We start from the raw sequence: 22,894 nt of genomic DNA on the forward strand, positions 1-22,894 counted from the left end.
ACAGAAATTTTTACGCGGTGGAAACCCTGCATTGTGGATAAAAAAAAGCGCGGGGGGCACCCGCGCAAAAAGGTATGACAATGTTAGTTTTTTTCAGCAATACTCAGGAAACGCACGTCATCACCTTGTGGCCAAAACCAGGCTGCGTCAGGATGGCCATTTCATGACGCAGTCGTCGGAATAGACTTACGCTTTCACGCACATCACGTGATAGACACCATCAATGATTTCAGTGCCTTCGGTTTCATGCTCGAAGCCTGGGAAGTGATGATCCCAGGATTGCAGAGCGCGAAGATAAGCAACCTGCGGACTGTTTTCATCACCAAAGTTCTCGCCGGAGAGCAGCATCGGAATTCCCGGCGGGTAAGGGATGACGGAGTTCGCCGCGATACGTCCCGGCAAATTCTCAATGGCAACCATTTCGATGTTGTCGTTAACGATGGCGTTATAAGCCTCACGCGGCGTGATCTCGGCAACCGGCAACCCGGAATAGGCGGCGTTCAGTTGCGCGCCTGGGTTGTTCTCACGCAGCCAGGCAAACATCTGGTCGCCCAGATCGTGGATCCCCATGTTGGCATAGGTTTGGGGATGTTCCTCCACCAGTTCCGGCATGACCTGCGCCAGCGGGGTGTTGGCATCGTAGTGATGTTTGAAGGAGCACAGCGTATTGATCAGCGTCCCCCATTTCCCACGGGTGATGCCCATCGAGAACAGAAACATAATCTGAAAATCGGTGGTACGGGTCGGAACGATACCGTGACGTCCAAGCCAGGCGGTGACCAGAGCAGCAGGCACACCCGTCTCTTCCAGTTCGCCATCGTCGCCCATACCCGGTGCAAGGATACTGACCTTGATCGGGTCGAGCATACTCCAGTTATCGGGTAAGTCCTTAAAGCCGTGCCAGGATTCGCCTGGACGCATCACCCAGCAGTTCTGGTTAGTGGCCAGCAGTTTCGCCGGAGCATCAGCAAAATCGAATGTTTTACCGGTCTGTGGATCGGTGACCACCTCTTTGTTCCACGGCTTGAAGAACCAGTCGCCGTCGGCGCTGAACGCTTTATACAGACGCGCCATGGCCTGGCGGAAGTCGATGGCTTCGTCGATCACTTCCTGAGTCAACGACAGGCCGCTGTTGCCGTCCATCATCGAGACCGCGACGTCGTTGGATGCGCAAATGGCATACAGCGGCGAGGTGGTGGCATGCATCATGTATGCCTGGTTGAAGCGGGAGAAATTCACCGCGCCGCGACCTTCCCGCACATGAATGTAAGAGGCCTGAGAGAGCGCGTTCAGCAGTTTGTGCGTGGAGTGGGTGGCAAAAACGGTAGGACCGCTGTGATCGCCCGGTTCGCCGCGCATCGCATAGTGATCGGCGTAAATCGGATTGAAGCGAGCATACCCGTACCAGGCTTCATCGAAGTGGATACGGTCGGTGGTTTGCGCCAGTAACGCCTGTGCGGATTTCGCGTTATAGCAGACACCGTCATAAGTGCAGTTGGTTACGACGCTGTAAGAGGGCTTTTGTCCCACTTTATCCTTGGTTAGTTTACTTTCGCTGATTTTTTGCTGTAGCGTTTCCGGCTGCATTTCCTGTGGGTAGATAGGGCCGATGATGCCGTAGCGGTTACGGCTCGGCACCATATACACCGGTTTCGCCCCGGTCAGGATCAGCCCCTGTTCGATCGATTTATGGCAGTTACGGTCCAGTACCACCACATCGTTATCGGTCATACAGGCCTGCATAATGGTACGGTTAGAACCGGAGGTCCCGACCACTACGGACCAGGAGCGGTCTGCGCCAAATACCCGTGCGGCGTACTTTTCACTTTCGCCAAAGGCACCGGTGTGATCGAGCAGGGAGCCCAGCGATGCACGCTCAATCCCCATGTCGCTGCGGAACAGGTTTTCGCCGTAATAATCATGATAGAAGCGACCGGCAGGCGTTTTGGTAAAACCCACACCGCCCTGGTGGCCCGGCGCGGCCCAGGAGTATTCGTGGATATCGCTGTACTTCATCAGCGCATTGAACAGTGGCGGTAATAGTTGTTGGCGATAACGGGTCATCGCCGCAACGGCGCGGCCTGCGATAAAGTCAGCGGTGTCTTCGAGGATCCAGGCGAACTCATCGACAAGCTCCAGCATATCGCGGTCCAGCGATGCGGTGGCTTTCTCTCTGTCACCTAACAGAAAGACCGGCACGTTTTGCTGGCGCTCATGAAGCTTACCGATCAGTTCTCTGACGTTCTGATGTTCATCAGGATGTTCCATTTGATAGCTGAACATCAGGCAATCAATGGCTTCGTTTGCCGAAAGGATGGCGTAGCCGTCGTCGAAAGACGTGGACTTAATGACGGTAACATTTTGCCGACTTAAGGCGTCTGCCAGACGTTCCACGGCCTTGCCGACCCAGGTGTCCTGATGCAGAAATTCACTTTCAACAATTAATACTTTCATCATCTTTTACCCGGTTGTGGAGGAATCTGTGATGCGGGCAAGTATTACCCTGACAAAAAAAGGTGTAAAGAGGGGGTAAAATGATGATTTTTTGAAATTAGTTGTTTATAAACAATGTGTTAAAGTGATTTTTCTGGTGTTTTTTGCAGCGGTTTATCGACAGCTGAACTATTTTTTGAGCTGATAGTGATATCACGCATCACCCGACCATGAGCTGCCGACGCTGCTGGCTCAACTTACGGTATTGTTGCGGTGACATGCCGACATATTTACTGAAGGTACTGTAAAAACGACTACTGGAGCGGAAGCCTGCTGTCAGCGCCACGTCGAGAATGGTTTTATCCGTATCGCTAAGCAGGGCGCGGACGTGATTAATCCGCATGGCGGTGATGTATTGCTTCAGGGTCAGCTGCATCACGCGTTGAAATATCCCCATCGCATAGTTGGCATTGAGTTTCACATGGTCCGCGACGTCATTAATGGTGAGTGCCTGATCGTAATTATCAGCAATAAATCCCAACATCTGGCTGACGTAAAACTGCGCGTGGCGCGAAACGCTATTCTTATGCGTGCGTGAGGTTTTGTTGAGCAAAATCGGCTGCCAGCCGGAAAGGCTAAAGCGCTTAAGCATCAGGCCGATTTCATCGATCGCCAGTTGACGAATTTGTTCATTTGGGCTGTTTGTCTCCTGCTGCCAGCGCAGAACTTCAAAGGTACTGAGTTGCTGAGTGGCCAGGGATTTAATCACCATGCCGTGTGTGACATGGTTGATAAGCTCCCTGTCCAGCGGCCAGGAGAGAAACAGGTGCATCGGCAAACTGAAAATCGCCATCTGCCGGCAGTTGCCGGGACGGGTAAGCTGATGTGGCGTACAGGCCCAGAACATTGTGATATGCCCTTGTTTTATCTGTACAACCTCATTGTTGATCAGATACTCCACGTCCCCGTCAAAGGGGACATTCACCTCGACCTGACCATGCCAGTGACTGGCGGCCATCGCATGTGGCGGGCGTAGCTCAATATCCATCCGTTGATATTCGGAATAGAGCGACAGCGGACTGCGCGTCTGTTTTTCGTCACCATTGCACATATGCGGGTCAGGTGGGAGAAAGGGGATTGGTTGCGTGCTCATCGACACTCCGTTTCCTGAATTGTCAGAATCATGCCAGCTTTACGGGAACAGAACCGGGAATTCGGACACAAAACCGACGGTTATAATTGATAGTAGCCCTTATAACCGCCCGGATACTCTGCTTTTCTGGCTATTTTGTCCCAAAAACTCAGATCGCCGTGCGACCAGCAGAGGATCTGAGTTTTCGGGAATGCTCATCGGGGAAGACGGAGGTTTTCACTCAGATCGCGTGCCACCATGAATCTGTTCACTACTGTTCTGGAGAGTCATGATGACAGCACCCAAAATTACCTTTATCGGCGCCGGTTCAACGATTTTCGTGAAAAACATTCTCGGCGATGTCTTTCACCGCGAGGCGCTGAAGTCGGCGCATATTGCCCTGATGGATATCGATGAGACGCGCCTTGAAGAGTCGCACGTCGTTGTACGTAAGCTAATGGATTCTGCCGGTGCGTCCGGACACATTACCTGTCATACAGAACAAAAAGCGGCACTACAGGATGCCGATTTTGTCGTTGTCGCCTTTCAGATTGGCGGCTATGAGCCCTGCACGGTGACCGATTTTGACGTCTGTAAACGTCACGGTCTGGAGCAAACCATTGCCGATACGCTCGGCCCTGGCGGCATCATGCGCGCGCTGCGTACCATCCCGCACCTGTGGCAGATCTGTGAAGATATGACGCAAGTCTGTCCGGATGCCACCCTGCTGAATTACGTCAACCCGATGGCAATGAATACCTGGGCGATGTATGCCCGCTATCCGCACATTAAACAAGTGGGGCTTTGCCACTCCGTGCAGGGAACGGCGGAAGAACTGGCGCGCGATCTGAACATTGATCCTGCTTCATTACGCTATCGCAGCGCCGGTATTAACCATATGGCGTTTTATCTGGAACTGGAACGTAAAACCGCCGATGGCACGTATGTGAATCTCTATCCGGAACTGCTGGCAGCTTATGACGCCGGGCAGGCACCGAAACCCAACATTCATGGCAACGATCGCTGTCAGAATATTGTGCGTTACGAGATGTTCAAAAAACTGGGGTATTTCGTCACCGAATCCTCGGAACACTTTGCTGAATACACCCCGTGGTTTATTAAGCCAGGCCGCGATGATCTGATCGAACGTTACAAGATTCCACTAGATGAGTACCCGAAACGCTGTGTGGAGCAACTGGCGAACTGGCATAAAGAGCTGGAGGAGTACAAAACCGCAGAGCGTATCGATATTCAACCGTCGCGGGAATATGCCAGCACCATTATGAACGCCATCTGGACGGGTGAGCCGAGCGTGATTTATGGCAACGTGCGTAACGACGCGCTGATCGACAACCTGCCGCAGGGCAGTTGCGTGGAAGTGGCCTGTCTGGTGGATGCGAATGGTATTCAGCCAACCAAAGTCGGGGCGATTCCGTCGCATCTGGCGGCGATGATGCAGACCAATATCAACGTACAGACGCTATTGACCGAAGCCATTCTGACGGAAAACCGCGATCGCGTTTACCATGCGGCCATGATGGACCCGCACACCGCTGCCGTACTGGGTATTGAGGAAATCTATGCGCTGGTGGATGACCTGATCGCCGCCCACGGCGATTGGCTTCCCGCCTGGTTACACCGTTGATTGTCAACGTCGCCGGGCTCAGACCCGGCGTTTACCCTCTCTAATAACAGAAGGCGGGCGCTGGTAACAGCGACCCGGTACCCTATGAGCATCTCTCTGACAACAAAATTAAGTTACGGATTCGGTGCGTTTGGTAAGGATTTCGCCATCGGCATCGTCTATATGTACCTGATGTATTACTACACCGATGTGGTGGGGTTATCGGTGGGTGTCGTGGGTTCGTTGTTTCTGGTGGCAAAGATCTGGAATGCGTTCAACGATCCGGTAATGGGCTGGATTGTGAACGCCACCCGGTCGCGGTGGGGAAAATTTAAACCGTGGATCCTGCTCGGAACACTGGCGAATTCGCTGGTACTGTTTCTGCTGTTTAGCGCCCACCTGTTTGAAGGCACGGCACAGGTGGTCTTTGTCTGCGTGACCTACATTCTGTGGGGCATGACGTATACCATCATGGATATTCCGTTCTGGTCGCTGGTGCCGACCATTACGCTTGATAAACGTGAGCGTGAGCAGCTGGTACCGTTTCCGCGCTTCTTTGCCAGTCTGGCGGGATTTGTTACCGCCGGGGTGACGTTGCCGTTTGTGAGTTATGTTGGGGGGGAGGATCGTGGGTTCGGTTTCCAGATGTTCACGCTGGTGCTGATCGCGTTCTTTATTGCCTCCACTATCGTGACATTGCGTAATGTGCATGAAGTGTATTCGTCTGACAGCGAGGCTACCGCTGACAGTACCCGGCTGTCGCTGAAGTCGATCCTCGCGTTGATCTACAAAAACGATCAACTCTCCTGTCTGCTGGGAATGGCGCTGGCTTACAATGTGGCCGCCAATATTATTACCGGTTTCGCGATTTATTATTTCACCTATGTGATTGGCGATGCTGACCTTTTCCCGTATTACCTGTCCTATGCCGGCGCGGCGAATTTATTGACGCTGATCCTCTTTCCTCGTCTGGCGAAGGCGCTATCCCGGCGGAGTTTATGGGCGGGCGCGTCGGTGATGCCGGTTCTCAGCGGCGGGGTATTGTTAATTATGGCGCTGGCTGGATACCACAATGTGTTTCTTATCTGCCTGGCCGGAGTCTTTCTGAACATAGGCACCGCGCTGTTCTGGGTACTACAGGTGATCATGGTGGCAGACACCGTCGATTACGGTGAGTATAAGTTTAACGTGCGCTGCGAGAGCATTGCCTATGCTGTGCAAACGATGGTGGTAAAGGGCGGCTCCGCGTTTTCGGCTTTCTTTATCGCCGTGGTGCTGGGGATCATTGGCTATATCCCCAATGCGGTTCAGTCTGCTGAAACTATCCTGGGCATGCAGTTCATCATGATTGCATTACCGACGCTGTTTTTCATCGTGACGCTGATCCTTTACTTCCGCTACTACCGTCTGAACGGCGATACATTGCGTAAGATCCAGATTCATTTGCTGGATAAGTATCGTAAAGTGCCGCAGTCCACTTTGCATCCGGAAACACGCCCGATACCGGTTAGCGCGACTGGCGATGTGAAGGCGTAATCATGGAATGGATTTCGTTGATAGGCTATCTGGCGGCAAGCCTGACCACGCTCTCTTTTCTGCCGCAGGCGATAAAAGTCATCACCACCCGTAATACGCAGGGGATTTCCGGACTGATGTACGTCATGTTTGTCTGCGGGTTAGTGATGTGGTTGATTTACGGATTGCTCATTGAGGACACGGCGGTCAGCATGGCGAACTTCCTGACGCTGGTGTTCGCCTTGCCGATTCTGGTGATCAAATACCGCAGGGGATAGTGCAAATTGCCGGAGGGCGTTGTGGCTTATCCGGCAATTAACCGATAGCGCTTCAACTGTCGGCAATGAATGCGCGCCAGCAGCATCACCGAGGTTAACGCGCCCAACAGCGCGCAGAACATGTCTGACTGGGTATCCCACGGGTCGCCCTGGGTACCAAGAAAATCATCCGCGCCTTGTCCCATCGCCAGTGCCGCCCACCATTCAATCAGCTCGTAAGTGGCGCTGATCGCCAGCGCCACGCAGCAAACCAGAAATGCCAGCATCTTGTTTCCGCGAACAATCTTTCCACGAAGCAGAATTTCGCGCGCCACCAGTGCCGGCACCAGCCCCTGGAAGAAATGCCCCAGTTTGTCGTACGGATTGCGGCTTAAGCCCAGCCAATCCTGTACCTCAAAACCGATGGGCACTTTGGCGTAGGTGTACATTCCGCCGACCATCAGGATGATGGCGTGGAAGAAAATCAGCGTATAAAGCAGCGGGGTAAGCGGGTAGCGCGTTGCGGTTGCCAGCAGCAGCGGTACCACAATAATCACCGGCGTCACTTCCATCAGCCAGGTGATTTTCTCACCCGCCGAGACGCCGGTGTAGATGAGGATAAGCGTCAGTATCAGGGCAGCAACAGTGAGCAGGCCGGGATTCAGTGTGCGGATCATCGAGATTCTCTCAGTAAGGGAAAAGACGACTATTCACCGATGCCGATAAAAATTCAACGTCTGCTATGGGAGGATAATAAGTGGCCCGGGGGGATCACCGGACTGCCCTCAAACGTTGAGAACCGTCCGGTGCCGGGCCGAAGAGGTTATTTCGCGCAGTTAGCGCACTGCTTGCTGACTATCTGCTGGAAGAAATCGTTGCCTTTGTCATCCACCAGGATGAACGCCGGGAAATCTTCCACTTCAATTTTCCAGATAGCCTCCATACCCAGTTCCGGATACTCAATGCATTCCAGATGCTTGATACTCTGCTGCGCCAGGACCGCTGCCGGGCCGCCAATGCTGCCCAGATAGAAGCCGCCGTGTTTCTGGCAGGCATCGGTCACCTGCTGACTGCGGTTGCCTTTCGCCAGCATGATCATGCTGCCGCCGTGTGATTGCAGCAGATCAACATAGGAATCCATGCGGCCTGCGGTGGTCGGCCCTAATGAACCTGACGGATAGCCCGCCGGTGTTTTCGCCGGACCCGCGTAGTAGATGGGGTGATCTTTAATGTACTGCGGCAACCCTTCGCCAGATTCGATACGCTCTTTCAGCTTCGCATGCGCAATATCGCGACCCACGATAATGGTTCCGGTCAGCGACAGGCGGGTTGAAACCGGGTACTGCGAAAGCTGAGCCAGGATCGCTTTCATCGGGCGGTTGAGGTCAACTTTTACCACTTCGCCTTCGCCGGCCTGGCGCAGGGCTTGCGGGATGTACTGGCCTGGGTTGTGCTCCAGTTTTTCGATCCAGATCCCTTCGCGGTTGATTTTTGCCTTGATGTTACGGTCTGCCGAGCAGGAGACGCCCATACCGACCGGACAGGAGGCACCGTGACGCGGCAGGCGGATCACGCGGATATCGTGGGCGAAATATTTGCCGCCAAACTGCGCGCCGAGACCGAGTTTTTGCGCCTCTTCCAGCAGTTCCTGTTCCAGTTGTGTGTCGCGGAACGCCTGACCGTGCTCGTTACCGGTGACCGGCAGCGCATCGTAGTAGTGCGTGCTGGCGAGCTTCACGGTTTTCAGCGTGCTTTCTGCGGACGTACCGCCAATCACAAAGGCGATATGGTACGGCGGGCAGGCTGCGGTGCCGAGGGTACGCATCTTCTCAACGAGGAAATTTTTCAGCTTGCCCGGGGTGAGCAGCGCTTTAGTTTCCTGATACAGATAGGTTTTGTTGGCAGAACCGCCGCCTTTCGCCACGCAGAGGAACTTATATTCATCGCCATCAACGGTGTAGAGGTCGATCTGTGCCGGCAGGTTGGTACCGGTGTTCACCTCTTTGTACATATCCAGCGCGGCGTTCTGTGAATAGCGCAGGTTGTCTTCGATATAGGTGTTGTACACCCCTTTTGACAACGCGGCTTCGTCACCACCCCCGGTCCAGACACGCTGGCCTTTTTTCCCCATGATAATGGCCGTACCGGTATCCTGACAGGTCGGCAGAATGCCTTTAGCGGCGATTTCGGAGTTTCTCAGGAATTGCAGCGCGACGTATTTATCGTTTTCGCTGGCTTCGGGGTCGTGGAGAATGGCGGCAACTTGTTGCTGATGTTCGGGGCGGAGCATGAAGGAGGCATCGTGGAAGGCTTGTTGCGCCAGTAGCGTCAGGGCTTGCGGCTCAACCTTCAGTATGGACTCGCCTTCAAACTCACTTACGCTGACATAATCGGAAGTGAGCAGGTAGTACTCTGTTTCATCTTTCCCCATCGGGAAAGGTGCCTGATAGAAGAACTCTTTATTTGACATGTGCTTCCAGCCTATTGATTTCTTTTAATATCATAAGTGACGCGCCGCCCGGTGAAGGGCGGCACGCGGGAGACCTTTACAGGAATCCGTACATGGCAGCAAAGATCCAGCCAAAGACGCAGGAGACGCTCACGCCAATCAAACCCGGCAGAATAAAGCTGTGGTTGATGACGAAACGACCAATGCGGGTGGTACCGGAACGGTCAAACTGAATCGCAGCCAGATCGCTTGGATAGGTCGGCAGAATGTAGTAGCCGTAGCACGCCGGGGCAGATGCCACGATGTACGCCGGGTCAACGCCGATCGCCAGAGCGACTGGAACGATAGCCGCCAGCGCCGCAGCCTGGGAGTTAACAAATTTGGACACCAGCAGCAGAACAATTGCATAGGCCCACGGATACTCTTTCACCATCTCGCCCAGCACGCCCTGGATCTCATCCATATGGGCACCGAACATGGTCTCTGCCATCCAGGCGATACCGTACACCGCCACAATCGCGATCATACCTGAACGGAAGACTTCGTTTTTAGAGATTGAAGCGGGATTGGTTTTGGTCAGGATAATAATCAGCGCGCCGGTCAACAGCATGAACATCTGGATAACCAGCACCATTGACAACGCTTTGCCGCCAAAGGAAGGACGCAGCTCGGAGAAAGCACCCAGAATGGCTACAATCGCGATAGAGCCCAGGAAGATCCACATCGCCAGCCAGTTGCTTTTCGGCAGCTTTTTGTCCAGCAGCGTTGCGGTGTCACCATACACGTAGTGATGGTTTTCCGGTACGGAGATGAATTTCTGGAAGTCTTCGTCTTTATCCAGATCTTTACCGCGGAACCAGCTGAAAATACCGATTGCCAGGATACCCAACAGCGTGGACGGGATGGTGATTGCCAGCAGGTCGAGGAATTCCAGGTGTTTACCTTCAAACGTCACATTACCCAGCATCGCAACCAGAGAAACCACTGCGACTGATACTGGACTTGCGATAATCCCCATTTGCGCGCCGATGGAGCTGGCGGCCATTGGACGTTCCGGGCGAATGTTGTTTTTAATCGCAACGTCGTAAATGATTGGCAGGATCGTGTAGACCACGTGGCCGGTACCGCAGAGGATAGTCAGGGTACAGGTCACGAACGGCGCAACGATAGAGACATATTTTGGGTTGCGGCGCAGCAGTTTCTCTGCGATCTGCAACATGACATCCAGACCCCCGGAGGCCTGTAGGGTTGCTGAGGCCGCGACCACCGCGATGATCACCAGCATAACGTCAACCGGTGGTTTACCCGGCTGGAGGTGGAAAACGAAGACCAGAATGACCAGGCCGATACCGCCTAACAAACCCAGCGCGATACCGCCCTTTCTGGCACCATAAAACAAACATATTAATATTATGAGAAGTTGTATACTAAATAGCATTTATTTACCCTCGCGATAAACCAGTCAATTTTGATAAATGGATCACAGCCATGTTCTGTTTTTTGTGTAGTGGGCGCAGAGCCTGGCTAATATTCGTTTCGTCTGAAAGTGTGATTAGTTTCTAAACATTGAATAAAAGTTTTTCATAAGGAACATGGAAACTCTTATCGTTTTTTCAGGCTGTTTTCAGAAAGCAAGACTCTCTGGCGATGGGCAGTGTTGAAAAAGGAGAGCAGAAGCAGTTTCGGGATCTTTTTTTGTATCTTTATGAAAAATATGAACATGTCATCTGCTCACAGAGTGTGCTTATCCCTAAGATGTAGCATGAGCTCCGTTGCTACCGTTTATCGTTTTTGTTAATCCGTCTGGTTATTTCCAGACTACTCCTTTGTGATTAAAAATACACACTCTATGAGGTGGATAATACTTTATTAACTTTTGTTAGCGTTTTTGAAATTAAAAACAATGCTATGTCGGATAATAATAAAGCATTGATAAATGTGAAATGATGCAATTATATTTGATCTGGCACAATTTCTGAATTTTCAGATAGTAACCTTAACCTTTTTATTTTTTCATTATTGTAATAATTGTTACCAATATATAACGAAATAACGCAAGGTTAAGATTCTTCTTCTACTGACAATATTGCTTAAGTAAAGAATAATGTTCTGCCTGAATACGGTAGCGGTAAACCGGTCTGCCCGTGACGCCATAATGAATGCTGGTGACCAGAATATGGCAGTTAACCAACCAAATGAGGTATTTGCGGCAGGAGACGCGGGAGATATTCACCGCATTCGCCAGCTCATCGGTTGAAAACTCATAATCCTGATGCGCATCAATCCACTGACACAGCGTACGCAGCGTTTGCGGCGTTAGCCCTTTCGGCAGGCGGCGAGTGTCCTGCTCATTGGACGCACTGCCGTGAATCAGTTGGTCCAGCTCTGACTGCTCATAATACTGGTGCTTGTCCATGTCCCTTTTCTTTTGCAGCCAGCTGGTGAGGGCTTCTTCAAAACGTGAGGCCTGAAACGGCTTGATTAAGTAATCAACGACGCCGTAGTGCAGCGAGTCCTTAATCGTTATGGCATCGGCGGCAGACGAGATGACAATGACATCAATTTTGCAGCCGGCGGCATGCAGAAGGGGAAGCAGATCCAGCCCATTCTCTTTCTGCATGTAAATATCCAGCAAAATCAGGTCTATCTGAACGTCGCTATGAAAAATAACTTCTTTGGCTTTCTCCAGCGTTGAGGCGGTTCCGCAGCACTGAAAACCGGGGATCTGTGCGACATAGCGGCGGTTTAACTCCGCTACCATTGCGTCGTCATCGATAATAAAGACATTGATCATGTGCTGGCCCTCTGCCCATCCCAGGGTATTTGTACAAAAAATTGTGTGAAAACGCCAGGTTCGGATTCCACAAAAATATTGCCGCCAAGACTTTCAACTTGTTGTTTAACAAGCGCTAAACCGACGCCGCGTTCAGTTCCTTTAGACGAGACGCCTTTCTCAAAGATAGCGTCAACACGGTGCGGTTCGATGCCGGGACCATCGTCACTCACTTCACAATGCAACCAGCCATTGCGATAGTATAAGGAGACGTTGATTTCACCTCCTGACTGCTGTGCTAACGCGTCGATCGCGTTTTCAATCAAATTTCCGAGCGCGGTGATCAATACCGCAATTTGATCTTCATTGCCGCTGTCCGGTAATTGGCTGTCATGGCTAATCACCAGTTTGTGCCCTGAATCGGATGTGCGATTAATCTTACTGAGTAAAAAGCCCGCAATGACCGGCGATCTAATTTTGCCTAGCAGTGAGCCGATCTCTTCCTGATAGTTGTTAGCCGTCCTGATAATATAGTCTTCAAGTTGCTTATAACTCTTCAGATGTAACAATCCCAGAATCACATGTAATTTATTCATGAATTCGTGGGATCGTTCACGGAGTGAGTCGGCATAGTTCACCATGCCATCGAGGCGCTGCATCAACTTGCGAACTTCCGTTTTGTCCCTGAAGGTGGAGATCGCGCCAATAATCTTGCCGTCGCTACGAACCGGGACGGTATTAATGAGCAGCAACCGGTCTTTGATGTTGATCTCTTCATCGCGGTGCGGCGTACCGTCGCGCAAAACTTCGCTGAGATCCACCACCTGCGACCAGGCGTGGCTGAGCGTGGAAAACTGGGGATCGTCCTGTGACTTGCGATAGTTCAGCAATTCCTGGGCGGCATCGTTAATCAACGTCACTTCGCCTTTGTCGTCAACGGCGATCACCCCTTCCTTGATCGACTGTAGCATCGCCTGGCGCTGTTCAAACAGGGTGGAAATCTCATATGGCTCCAGACCAAACAGGATGCGCTTGAGCACTTTCACCAGCACCCAGGTGCCCAGCAGACCCACCAGCACGCCAAAAAGTACGGACCAGATAATACTGCCACGACTGTTGTTAATCTGTTCGGTGACCCGGCTCAGTTCCAGACCGATCGCCACCACCCCAATCTGGCGGTGATTGTCGTCATAAATGGGGGTGAAAACGCGCAGCGCCTGGGCGAGAAAGCCCCGGTTGATGGCAATATTCTCTTTGCCATCTAACGCCCGCAAAATATCGTCGCCTTTAAACGGCTGTCCGATGCGCTGGGCTTCCGGGTGGGAATAACGCAGGCTTTTCATGTCGGTGACGACAATAAACAGCATATCGTTACGCTTGCGCACCGCTTCGGCAATTGCCTGAATCCCGCTATCCTCCGGTTTTTTCATCAACCCCCTGCGGATCTCCGGCGAGTCTGCCAGCGTTCGGGCAACGGCCAGCGCCTTATTTGCTAACGCATCACGCGTCATGTGGCTGATTTGTGAGAAGTAGAACAGGTGGACGACCAGTAGTACAGAAAACAACACGGCGCTGACCATCAATATTACCGTCGTACCGAGTTTCATCGGCCGTGTACGTAGCGTGCGGCAAGGCAGAGAGTGTCTCATTGTGGTCCCGGGTTCACTGTTCGTGTGGTTATTATCCCTATTGGGACACGTAATTCCAAGGTGGCAGGGAAATTCACCGGAGCAGGTACGCAATTATCGGACAATTATTGCGCTTACCGTTAGCAACCTGCGGCAATAAAATCGCCATTGGCGCTAATCGGGATCACCGTTAAGAACAGGATCGTGGCAAAAAGAATCAGCACCACGCCACCGACAATTCTGGCTGCAGGCGCCAGCCATTTCAGGGCCGGATGTCCAGTGCCGAACCATGAGAGCGTCTGATTGCGGGCATAGCGTACCGCCAGAGACAGTCCCATGATTGACAGCGCGGTGCCAAAGGACATGGTCATCACCGCCGCAATGCCCCAGGTGACGATGCCGAGCGCGTTGGAAAATAACAGGATCATGATCGCCCCACTGCACGGCCGGGCGCCGATGGCGAGAATCACCCCCAGTCGGGTTTTCCAGTTGCCGTCCTCCAGCGTCTTCCCGACGCCGTGATGCCCGCAGCCGCACTTCTCGTCATGGATATGCAGGGGAGTAAACCGGGTGAAGGTGATGGGACGCAGGGATTTTAAAGCATGATAGATCATAAACGCGCCAAACCCGGCGATCAGCACCGCGCTAATTTTCTCAACGTACCACCGGCTGGTGCTCAAATCACCGGATGCCAGGTTAAAGCCAATCGCGAGGATAAACACAAACAGAATCGCGCTGACGCCTTGCATCAGGCTGCCAACAAAAGGCACAACCCGTGCAGCCAGCAGGCTTTCCTTATTGGTACTCAGATAAGTCGTCACGATGAACTTCCCATGTCCCGGCCCGATGGCATGCAGCACGCCGTACAGAAAGGCCCCCGTCAGTAACCAGAAACCGCCGCTGTACTGATGATTATTCAACTGCAGCAGGTACATCACCAGATAACGGTGCAGCGTGATTTGCGTCGCCAGACACCATTGAATGAATGCCCCCCAGTGCAGATGCAGGGTATAGCCGACCCCGAACAGTGTCAGAGTCAGGAGTCCTGCCAGCGACAGGCGCAGAGAGGGATGGCGTCCGGATGCGATCATGATTCGGTCTGGCTATGGGTATGATGAAACAGTATAGCCTGATTAAGGGGAGAACCCAGCTCACTGAGCAGACTTCCCCCTTTTTTTACATAACAAATAATTATATTATCTATAAATTATCATGAAAAGTTTATATGACACCGGCTGCCAGGAGTATCACTTTCGTCCAGGAATAATCTTTTTGCGCACGCCGCGAAAATAAGAATTTTATTTCACTTGCCTGACGGGATATTGATTCGTAATATATTTAAATACATAACGACTATGCCGTTGTTGTTCTATTTTTATTTCTTGTTTGTATCGAGAAATGTCACTTTCAGTTAAATCACTGCTTTTTATCAGATGAAAAATGATAAGACGGTCATGGTTTTTCCACTTTATTTTCCCATAAAAGTTCGTTTGATCATAATCAACCATCAGCCGTGTTTAGCCCTTTATGATGACTTATTAATAATAACTATGGATGAAATGTGAGAAATAAAGATGGAAATAAAAAAATGGCTAAACACAACACTGTCCCGACGGGATGCGGTGACAGGAACCGCCAAAATAGGTGCCGCGGTTGCGCTCAGTAACGCGATTACGTTGCCTTTCTCTGTTACCGCGCAGGCCGAAACGATCGCTGCGCCGACGCAGGGTGGTAATGGTGAAACCGTTCGCCACAGCGCCTGTCTGGTCAACTGCGGCAGCCGTTGCCCGCTGAAAGTGATCGTTAAAGACGACCGTATTGTGCGTATTGAACCAGAAGACGCAAAAGACGACGCGGTATTTGGCGAGCACCAGATTCGTCCATGTTTGCGCGGACGTTCCAGTCGCTGGCGGGTATATAGTCCGGACCGAATTAAATATCCGATGAAACGCGTAGGTAAACGCGGTGAAGGGAAATTCAAACGTATTTCCTGGGATGAAGCGACCGCATTTATCGCAGCAGAATTGAAACGCGTGACGGAAAAATATGGCCGTGAGGCCATTTATTATAATTATCGGTGATGCTGCCAACTTACTGATTTAGTGTATGATGGTGTTTTTGAGGTGCTCCAGTGGCTTCTGTTTCTATCAGCTGTCCCTCCTGTTCAGCTACTGACGGGGTGGTGCGTAACGGCAAAAGCACTGCCGGACATCAGCGCTATCTCTGCTCTCACTGCCGTAAAACATGGCAACTGCAGTTCACTTACACCGCTTCTCAACCCGGTACGCACCAGAAAATCATTGATATGGCCATGAATGGCGTTGGATGCCGGGCAACCGCCCGCATTATGGGCGTTGGCCTCAACACGATTTTCCGCCATTTAAAAAACTCAGGCCGCAGTCGGTAACCTCGCGCATACAGCCGGGCAGTGACGTCATCGTCTGCGCGGAAATGGACGAACAGTGGGGATACGTCGGGGCTAAATCGCGCCAGCGCTGGCTGTTTTACGCGTATGACAGGCTCCGGAAGACGGTTGTTGCGCACGTATTCGGTGAACGCACGATGGCGACGCTGGGGCGTCTTATGAGCCTGCTGTCACCCTTTGACGTGGTGATATGGATGACGGATGGCTGGCCGCTGTATGAATCCCGCCTGAAGGGAAAGCTGCACGTAATCAGCAAGCGATATACGCAGCGAATTGAGCGGCATAACCTGAATCTGAGGCAGCACCTGGCACGGCTGGGACGGAAGTCGCTGTCGTTCTCAAAATCGGTGGAGCTGCATGACAAAGTCATCGGGCATTATCTGAACATAAAACACTATCAATAAGTTGGAGTCATTACCTAATTATCAGTCAGGCGCTTATTACCATACCCAGGGAACGCCAGCCTGGAAGCGTCTGCTGAATCTCACCGGCGGCTATTTAAATTATCATAACACCTATTCCACTGCGCAAATTGCCACGGCAACGCCCTACACCCATGGTGTTTATGTCGGGAGCCACTTTACGCAAATTGCCCATTCCGATTTGGTCGTGCTGTTTGGTCTGAATTTGTCTGAAACGCGCATGTCCGGTGGCGGACAGGTTGAAGAGTTACGTCGCGCGCTGGAAGTCTCAAAGGCGCGAGTGATTATTATCGATCCGCGTTATACCGACTCGGTGGTGACCGAGCATGCCGAGTGGCTGCCGATTCGCCCAACGACCGATGCTGCGCTGGTGGCCGGTATCGCGCACACGCTGATTACCGAACAGTTGATTAATGAAGCTGAAGTGAATAAGTACTGCGTGGGTTATGACAGCAGCACGCTGCCAGAAGGCGCTGCGCCGAATGCCAGCTATAAAGACTACGTGACCGGTAAGGGCGATGACGGTATCGCTAAAACGCCGGAATGGGCGGCGGAGATAACCGGTATTCCGGCGACGCGCATTCGCCAACTGGCGCGTGAAATCGCCTCGGCCCGTGCCTGTTACATTTGTCAGGGTTGGGGACCGCAGCGTCACGCCAATGGCGAGCAAACTGTGCGCGCCATTCAGACGCTGCCTGCGCTGACGGGCCACTTTGGCCTGCCGGGAACCAATAACGGTAACTGGCCTTATGGCACCCCGTACGGCGTGCCGCTGTTACCGATTTTGACCAACCCAATCAAAACCTCTATTCCGTGCTATCTCTGGACGGATGCGATTCAACGTCCTGAAATCATGACGGCCACCACGATGGGCGTGAAGGGGGCGGACAAACTGAAAACCGGCATTAAGCTGTTCTTCAACCAGGCCGGTAACACGCTGTTGAACCAGCACGGTGAAACCAACCGTACGCGCAAAATTCTCGCGGATGAAAGTTTGTGCGAAACCATTATCGTCATTGAAAACCACATGACGCCGAGCGCGAAATACGCCGATCTCCTGCTGCCGGAAACCAGCTATCTCGAAGCGGAAGATCTGGTGGACAGCTCCTATGCAGCGGGTTCTCACAACTACATGATAGCCCTACAGAAAACGGTCACGCCGATGTGGGAAGTGCGTAGCACCTACGACATCTGCGCCGATATTGCCGGGCATCTTGGCTTGCGCGAACAGTACACCGAAGGGCGGACGCAGGCGCAGTGGGCAGAAATGCACTATCAGCAGATCCGCGAAAAACGTCCGTATCTGCCGGAATGGCCGGTGGCGAAAGAGATGGGGGTTATCGACCAGCGCGTCGCGACAAACAAACAGAGTCTGGCGTTTGCTGATTTTCGCGCCGATGCCGTGGCGAATCCACTGACTACGCCATCCGGCAAGATTGAGATCTACTCTCAGGCGCTGGCCGATCTCGCAAAAGCGTGGACGCTGCCGGAAGGCGATCGTATCCCGGCGGTGCCGGAGTTCTGCGAAGTGAAAGAATCACACCTGAACAAAGTGTTAACCGTGAAATATCCGCTACAGCTGAGCGGTTTTCACACCAAAGGCCATACCCACTCAACCTATACCAACGTGCTGATGCTGCATGAAGCGGTACCGGATGAAGTGTGGATCAACCCGATAGACGCCAGCGCGCGTCAACTGAACTCAGGCGATCTGGTGCACGTGTTCAACGATCGCGGGGTGGTGGCGATCCCTTGTAAGGTGACCCAGCGTATTCTTCCGGGCGTGGTGGCGATGCCGCAGGGGGCGTGGACCCGTCTGGACAGCAACGGTGTGGACGTTGGCGGGTGCATCAACACCCTGACCAGTCATCTGCCGTCGCCGCTGGCGAAAGGGAACCCACAGCATACCAACCTGGTTGAAATCAAACGCGCTTAAGGAGTGATCTGCAATGAAACAGTATGGCTTTTATGTTGACTCCTCGCGCTGCTCAGGCTGTAAAACCTGCCAGGTCAGCTGTAAGGATAATAAAGATCTGGATGTCGGTCCGAAATTCCGCCGGGTCTATGAATACGGCGGCGGAAGCTGGGTGAAAGAGGGGGAAAGCTGGCACAACGACACCTTTACCTACTATCTCTCTATCGCCTGTAACCACTGTGATGAGCCGGTCTGCGTATCCGGTTGTCCGACCGGAGCGATGCACAAACGTGAAGAGGATGGTCTGGTGCTGGTCGATGACAGCATCTGCGTCGGTTGCCGCTATTGCGAAATGCGCTGCCCGTATGGTGCGCCGCAGTTTGATGCTAAGGCTAAAGTGATGCGCAAATGCGACGGCTGCCTCGACCGACTGGAGCAGAATCTGCGTCCAATCTGCGTGGACTCCTGTCCGCAGCGGGCGCTGGATTTCGGTCCCATTGACGAACTGCGGGCGAAGTACGGCACCGGAAATGAGATTGCGCCGCTGCCTGCCGCGTCGTTTACCCATCCTAACCTCATTATTAAGCCGCACCCGAAGGCCAAACCTACGGGCGACAAGGAAGGGGCCATTATGAACATGGGGGAGGTGCGCCATGCATGAGTTACCGCTGGTCTTCTTTACCGTCTTTACCCAAAGCGCGGTCGGCGCGTTCATTCTGCTGCTAATTGGCGGCACGCTGGGGCAGATTGACGCGCGGCGGATGGCCATTGGCCTGTTCTCCGTCATGTGTCTGTTTGGCGTTGGGGTACTGCTGGGGATCATCCACGTCGGGCAACCGCTGCGTGCGTTGAACATGCTGCTGCGCGTAGGCCATTCGCCGATGAGCAACGAAATCGTGCTGTCGGCGGTGTTTGCCACGCTTGGCGGGCTGGGTTCCCTTGGTTTGCTTCTCAATCGTGGGGCGACCGCAGTGTGTAAAGCGCTGGTGTGGCTGGCTGCGATAGTGGGCGTGGCCTTTATTCTGGCGATCCCGCAAATCTACCAGTTGCCGACGGTGGTCACCTGGCGCACTTCGTATACAACGGCGATGATGGTGCTGACGCCGCTGATTGGCGGCGGCATTCTGGCCGGACTGTTTGGGCTGCGTCTGGGTCTGCTGGTCAGCGTGTTGGCGATCCTGGCCAGCTTCTGCCTGCGTCCTGGGTATATGTCGACGTTGATGAGTGCGGACGGCGCCTTGACGGCGGCGCAAACCAGCTGGTTTACCGCGCAGGCGGCGCTGTTGGCCGTGGGGATTGTTGGCGTGGTGACCTGGGCGCGACTGAAGTCCAGTGTCACCGTTCTGGCGATGACCGCACTGATTGTCATCGTGGCGGAGCTTGTGGGAAGGATTGCGTTCTACAATTTGTGGACGCTGCCGATGTAAGCTGTGAGCGGCCTCGGCCGCTCTTTTTCCGTAGTCGTCGTAGGCCTGATAAGGCGTCAGCCGCCATCAGGCACGTTCAGGAGTATTTAGAGATGTCGTCTCTTGCCGTATTACCCCGTATCCTCGGTGCCCTGTTTTACTACTCTCCCGGGCGACCGGAGGTGAAAGCGCTTTTCGACAGTTTGCCCACGCTGCCCGATCTGTACCCGTGGCGCGATCCGGTGCAGATTGCCAGACTGTGTGCCGACTGGCCGTTGCCGGACGATGATGAACTGGCGTGGCAATTTTCCGTGCTGTTCGAGGGGCAGGGCGATATGCCCGCGCCGCCCTGGGGTTCCGTCTGGCTGGAACGCGATAATCTGCTGATGGGCGATACCACCGCGGAGTACCGTGGTTTTTTACAGTCTCAGGGAATGGCGTTTGACGCGCGTCAGAGTGAGCCCGAAGATCAGTTTGGCCTGATGCTGTTAGCCAGCAGCGCGCTGCTGGAGGCCGGCAAAGATGCGGCGGTTGATCAGCTATTCGAGATGTATCTTCTGCCGTGGGGATATCGCTATCTGGAACGGTTACAGGACTGCCCGGTGAGCCCGTTCTATGCCCGCCTTGCCGCCGTAACCGCGCGTTATCTGCAGGATATGGAGCAGCAACGGGCGCTGCAACCGGTGGTAAAACGGTTGTACTTCGGATGAACAAGTCAGAGAAATATTATCAGGCGCTGATGACGCACCGGCACGTCAGTCGACGCGGGCTGTTTCGCGCGTTTGTCAGTGCCGCAAAACACACTGCGCCTCAGGTGCCGGTGTCTCAACTGACGCATCCGCTGCCGCCGGGTGCCGTGCCTGATGTGCAGTTCATCACGCAATGTACCCGCTGTAACCAGTGCATTACTGCCTGCCCGATGGGAATTCTGACCCGACATGAGGACGGCTACCCGCAACTGGCGATTGAGTATGCCAGTTGCGATGGCTGTGGTTTGTGCATCGCTGCATGCCCGAGCGACGCGCTGTGCGTACAGGCTCGTTTTGATACCGGCCTGCGCCCGACGTTCAGCTCTGCCTGCGTTAATCCGTTACGCCCGTGCAACCAGTGTATCGAAGCCTGCCCTGAACAGGCTTGTGCCATCGGCGCGGCGGGGATCCCTGTGCTGGACAGCGAGCGCTGTACCGGCTGCGGCGAATGCCGGGTGCAGTGCAACGCTGATGCTATTCGTCTGAGATAACCCTCCAGCCTGGATTTGCGAGGCGGCCTTCCGTTTTGATGTGACTGGCGATGTTAAAAGATTTGCAGGCAGGTCTTTAATGTTGAACGTCGCGCTAAATATCTAATGATTTCCTAAATTATTATTTTATTTTCACTATAATTATGAATTATCCTAATCTCCCTTCTGATTTTTTATTTTATATCCGTTAAAAACCTATCATGTATTTAGGATTAATCGCACTGCTTCGCGAGATATAAATCCGCCTTTCTTCTCCTTGCGAGTTAACAATGCGTATCTATTCCACAGCAAATGTAGTGCTTTGTGTGGAAATTTGGATTTGGTAGCATTTTCATCAGTTCAAAGGAGTGGTGATAATTAATATTATTGCATATTTAATTATTGCCGGAACAATTCCAGAACAAAGCCAAGAGTTGATTACAGCAGAACGAAATAACGATTGCGACGTGATGACTCTTTATTTCTCAGGATATTGGTACAAACAGGATATTGTTATGAAAATGAATAAAGTTGCTATGGCTGTTGCTTTCACCGCTGCTCTGGGTTCTATGTCTGTTTTAGCTGACACGACGAACGGTGTGATTGAATTCCAGGGTGAACTGGTGAATACCGCCTGTGGTCTGGCACCTGGTTCAAGCCCGGTGACCGTTGATTTTGGTCAAATTCCTGTTTCTGCGCTGGCTAACGGTGCACGCGTCGGGAACGTACACCAGAACATCGAACTGCAGCACTGCGACATCACCGTGGCGCAAACTGCAGAAGTGACTTACACCCCGACCAGCTTAAACCAGGCTGACGGTACTCTGGCTGCATTCACCTCTGGCACCGCCTCTGGCGCGGGTATCGGCCTGCGTGACAGCGCCAGCCAGGATGTGGTGTGGGGCACGGCTACAACACCTGTTCAGTTAGTTAACGGCACCAACAGCATTCCGTTTGTCGCCTATGTGAAAGCAGAAAGCGCAAGCGCAACCGTGGCTGCGGGTTCTTTCCAGTCAACGGTTAACTTCGAGATTGCTTATCAGTAATCCACCCGACGTTCTGAGTGCGGGAGTTTATCCCGCACTTTTTTAAATCAGGGATCGTACCAGGGAGGGACAAAATGAAAATAAGCAATATGTTCATAATATCGCTTTATTTGTGTGCTCTGACGGGGTCGGTTTCTGCTTTAGGATCCACCGTCACGCCGGGTAAATTAGCGATGAGCGGTGAACTGATTGAGGCGGCATGCAGTCTTGACCCGAACAGTCGGGATATTGTGGTTGAGTTTGGCGATGTGTCTGCCAGTCTGATTAATCGAAATGATGAAGGCAATATTACGCGGCCAGTATTGGTACGCCTGACCGGTTGTTCCGTGGTGAAACGGGGCAACGATGGTTCACTTTATCCTTATGCCTCGGTCACCTTTATAGGTAATGCGGCGGCATCCGATCCCACCACGTTATTAGTCAGTGGTGAAGCCGATGGTTTCGGTATTCGTCTACGTGACAGTCAGGGTGAAATATTAACGCTGGGTCAGCCCTCTCCGGGATATGAACTGAGCGAGACTGATAACGTTTTAAAATTTTCCGCATCGCTGGTACCGGTTCAAAAATATATAAGAGCGGGCGAGTTTACTGCGGTTGCGCAGTTTTTTATGGATTACCACTAACAGCATAACAATAACGTCGCGGGACGC

General features: G+C 52.8%; 18 protein-coding genes and 2 pseudogenes. 12 read left to right on the top strand and 8 right to left on the bottom strand.

The window, feature by feature from the left end; genetic code table 11:
- Nucleotides 1–186: 186 nt before the first annotated feature.
- Nucleotides 187–2,454, bottom strand: coding sequence for an arginine decarboxylase (adiA, locus tag GBC03_06910; GenBank protein ID QFS73936.1), 2,268 nt, complete (start codon nucleotides 2,452–2,454; stop codon nucleotides 187–189).
- A 199-nt stretch (nucleotides 2,455–2,653) separates the two neighbouring features.
- A complete protein-coding gene (melR, locus tag GBC03_06915) occupies nucleotides 2,654–3,586 on the bottom strand; it encodes a transcriptional regulator MelR (protein QFS69953.1) in 933 nt (310 codons plus the stop codon).
- 268 nt (nucleotides 3,587–3,854) lie between these two features.
- Between melR and melA the strand changes: the two genes are divergently transcribed.
- The 3 genes from melA (at nucleotide 3,855) to GBC03_06930 (ending at nucleotide 6,982) form a co-directional block, all read left to right on the top strand.
- A complete protein-coding gene (melA, locus tag GBC03_06920) occupies nucleotides 3,855–5,210 on the top strand; it encodes an alpha-galactosidase (GenBank protein QFS69954.1) in 1,356 nt (451 codons plus the stop codon).
- 84 nt (nucleotides 5,211–5,294) lie between these two features.
- Nucleotides 5,295–6,725 (top strand): melibiose:sodium transporter MelB, encoded by a 1,431-nt coding sequence (gene melB, locus GBC03_06925; protein QFS69955.1) that lies wholly within the window; start codon nucleotides 5,295–5,297, stop codon nucleotides 6,723–6,725.
- 2 nt (nucleotides 6,726–6,727) lie between these two features.
- On the top strand, nucleotides 6,728–6,982 hold the full coding sequence (locus GBC03_06930) for a hypothetical protein (GenBank protein QFS69956.1): 255 nt from the start codon (nucleotides 6,728–6,730) through the stop codon (nucleotides 6,980–6,982).
- 26 nt (nucleotides 6,983–7,008) lie between these two features.
- Here GBC03_06930 and GBC03_06935 read toward each other — a convergent pair whose 3' ends face one another.
- From GBC03_06935 to GBC03_06960, 6 genes are all read right to left on the bottom strand, one after another.
- On the bottom strand, nucleotides 7,009–7,638 hold the full coding sequence (locus tag GBC03_06935; GenBank protein QFS69957.1) for a DUF2238 domain-containing protein: 630 nt from the start codon (nucleotides 7,636–7,638) through the stop codon (nucleotides 7,009–7,011).
- Nucleotides 7,639–7,784: 146 nt separating this feature from the next.
- On the bottom strand, nucleotides 7,785–9,431 hold the full coding sequence (locus tag GBC03_06940) for a class I fumarate hydratase (GenBank protein ID QFS69958.1): 1,647 nt from the start codon (nucleotides 9,429–9,431) through the stop codon (nucleotides 7,785–7,787).
- A 76-nt stretch (nucleotides 9,432–9,507) separates the two neighbouring features.
- Nucleotides 9,508–10,848 (bottom strand): anaerobic C4-dicarboxylate transporter, encoded by a 1,341-nt coding sequence (locus tag GBC03_06945; protein ID QFS69959.1) that lies wholly within the window; start codon nucleotides 10,846–10,848, stop codon nucleotides 9,508–9,510.
- Nucleotides 10,849–11,484: 636 nt separating this feature from the next.
- Nucleotides 11,485–12,204: a two-component system response regulator DcuR gene (dcuR, locus tag GBC03_06950; protein QFS69960.1), complete on the bottom strand. Its 720-nt coding sequence runs from the start codon at nucleotides 12,202–12,204 to the stop codon at nucleotides 11,485–11,487.
- Entirely contained in the window at nucleotides 12,201–13,832 is a 1,632-nt protein-coding gene (gene dcuS, locus GBC03_06955) for a two-component system sensor histidine kinase DcuS (protein ID QFS69961.1), read from the bottom strand. Before dcuS ends, dcuR begins: the two co-directional genes overlap by 4 nt.
- A 119-nt stretch (nucleotides 13,833–13,951) precedes the next feature.
- Nucleotides 13,952–14,902 (bottom strand): nickel transporter, encoded by a 951-nt coding sequence (locus tag GBC03_06960; protein QFS69962.1) that lies wholly within the window; start codon nucleotides 14,900–14,902, stop codon nucleotides 13,952–13,954.
- Nucleotides 14,903–15,385: 483 nt separating this feature from the next.
- Between GBC03_06960 and GBC03_06965 the strand changes: the two genes are divergently transcribed.
- The 9 genes and pseudogenes from GBC03_06965 (at nucleotide 15,386) to GBC03_07005 (ending at nucleotide 22,867) form a co-directional block, all read left to right on the top strand.
- Nucleotides 15,386–15,892: a molybdopterin-dependent oxidoreductase gene (locus GBC03_06965; protein QFS69963.1), complete on the top strand. Its 507-nt coding sequence runs from the start codon at nucleotides 15,386–15,388 to the stop codon at nucleotides 15,890–15,892.
- 50 nt (nucleotides 15,893–15,942) lie between these two features.
- A pseudogene (locus GBC03_06970) lies at nucleotides 15,943–16,640 on the top strand (IS1 family transposase).
- 16 nt (nucleotides 16,641–16,656) lie between these two features.
- A pseudogene (locus GBC03_06975) lies at nucleotides 16,657–18,594 on the top strand (molybdopterin-dependent oxidoreductase).
- 13 nt (nucleotides 18,595–18,607) lie between these two features.
- Complete coding sequence (dmsB, locus tag GBC03_06980) at nucleotides 18,608–19,234, top strand: dimethylsulfoxide reductase subunit B (GenBank protein QFS69964.1); 627 nt, start codon at nucleotides 18,608–18,610, stop codon at nucleotides 19,232–19,234.
- A complete protein-coding gene (locus tag GBC03_06985; protein ID QFS69965.1) occupies nucleotides 19,227–20,000 on the top strand; it encodes a dimethyl sulfoxide reductase in 774 nt (257 codons plus the stop codon). Before dmsB ends, GBC03_06985 begins: the two co-directional genes overlap by 8 nt.
- A 92-nt stretch (nucleotides 20,001–20,092) precedes the next feature.
- A complete protein-coding gene (locus GBC03_06990; GenBank protein QFS69966.1) occupies nucleotides 20,093–20,689 on the top strand; it encodes a dehydrogenase in 597 nt (198 codons plus the stop codon).
- Nucleotides 20,686–21,219: a ferredoxin-type protein NapF gene (gene napF, locus GBC03_06995; protein ID QFS69967.1), complete on the top strand. Its 534-nt coding sequence runs from the start codon at nucleotides 20,686–20,688 to the stop codon at nucleotides 21,217–21,219. The genes GBC03_06990 and napF overlap by 4 nt, the downstream gene beginning before the upstream one ends.
- 494 nt (nucleotides 21,220–21,713) lie before the next feature.
- Nucleotides 21,714–22,244: a fimbrial protein gene (locus tag GBC03_07000; protein QFS69968.1), complete on the top strand. Its 531-nt coding sequence runs from the start codon at nucleotides 21,714–21,716 to the stop codon at nucleotides 22,242–22,244.
- Between the two features lie 74 nt (nucleotides 22,245–22,318).
- Nucleotides 22,319–22,867 (top strand): fimbrial protein, encoded by a 549-nt coding sequence (locus tag GBC03_07005; GenBank protein ID QFS69969.1) that lies wholly within the window; start codon nucleotides 22,319–22,321, stop codon nucleotides 22,865–22,867.
- Nucleotides 22,868–22,894 lie beyond the last annotated feature (27 nt).

The organism is Citrobacter telavivensis (assembly GCA_009363175.1).
Taxonomy (GTDB): domain Bacteria; phylum Pseudomonadota; class Gammaproteobacteria; order Enterobacterales; family Enterobacteriaceae; genus Citrobacter_A; species Citrobacter_A telavivensis.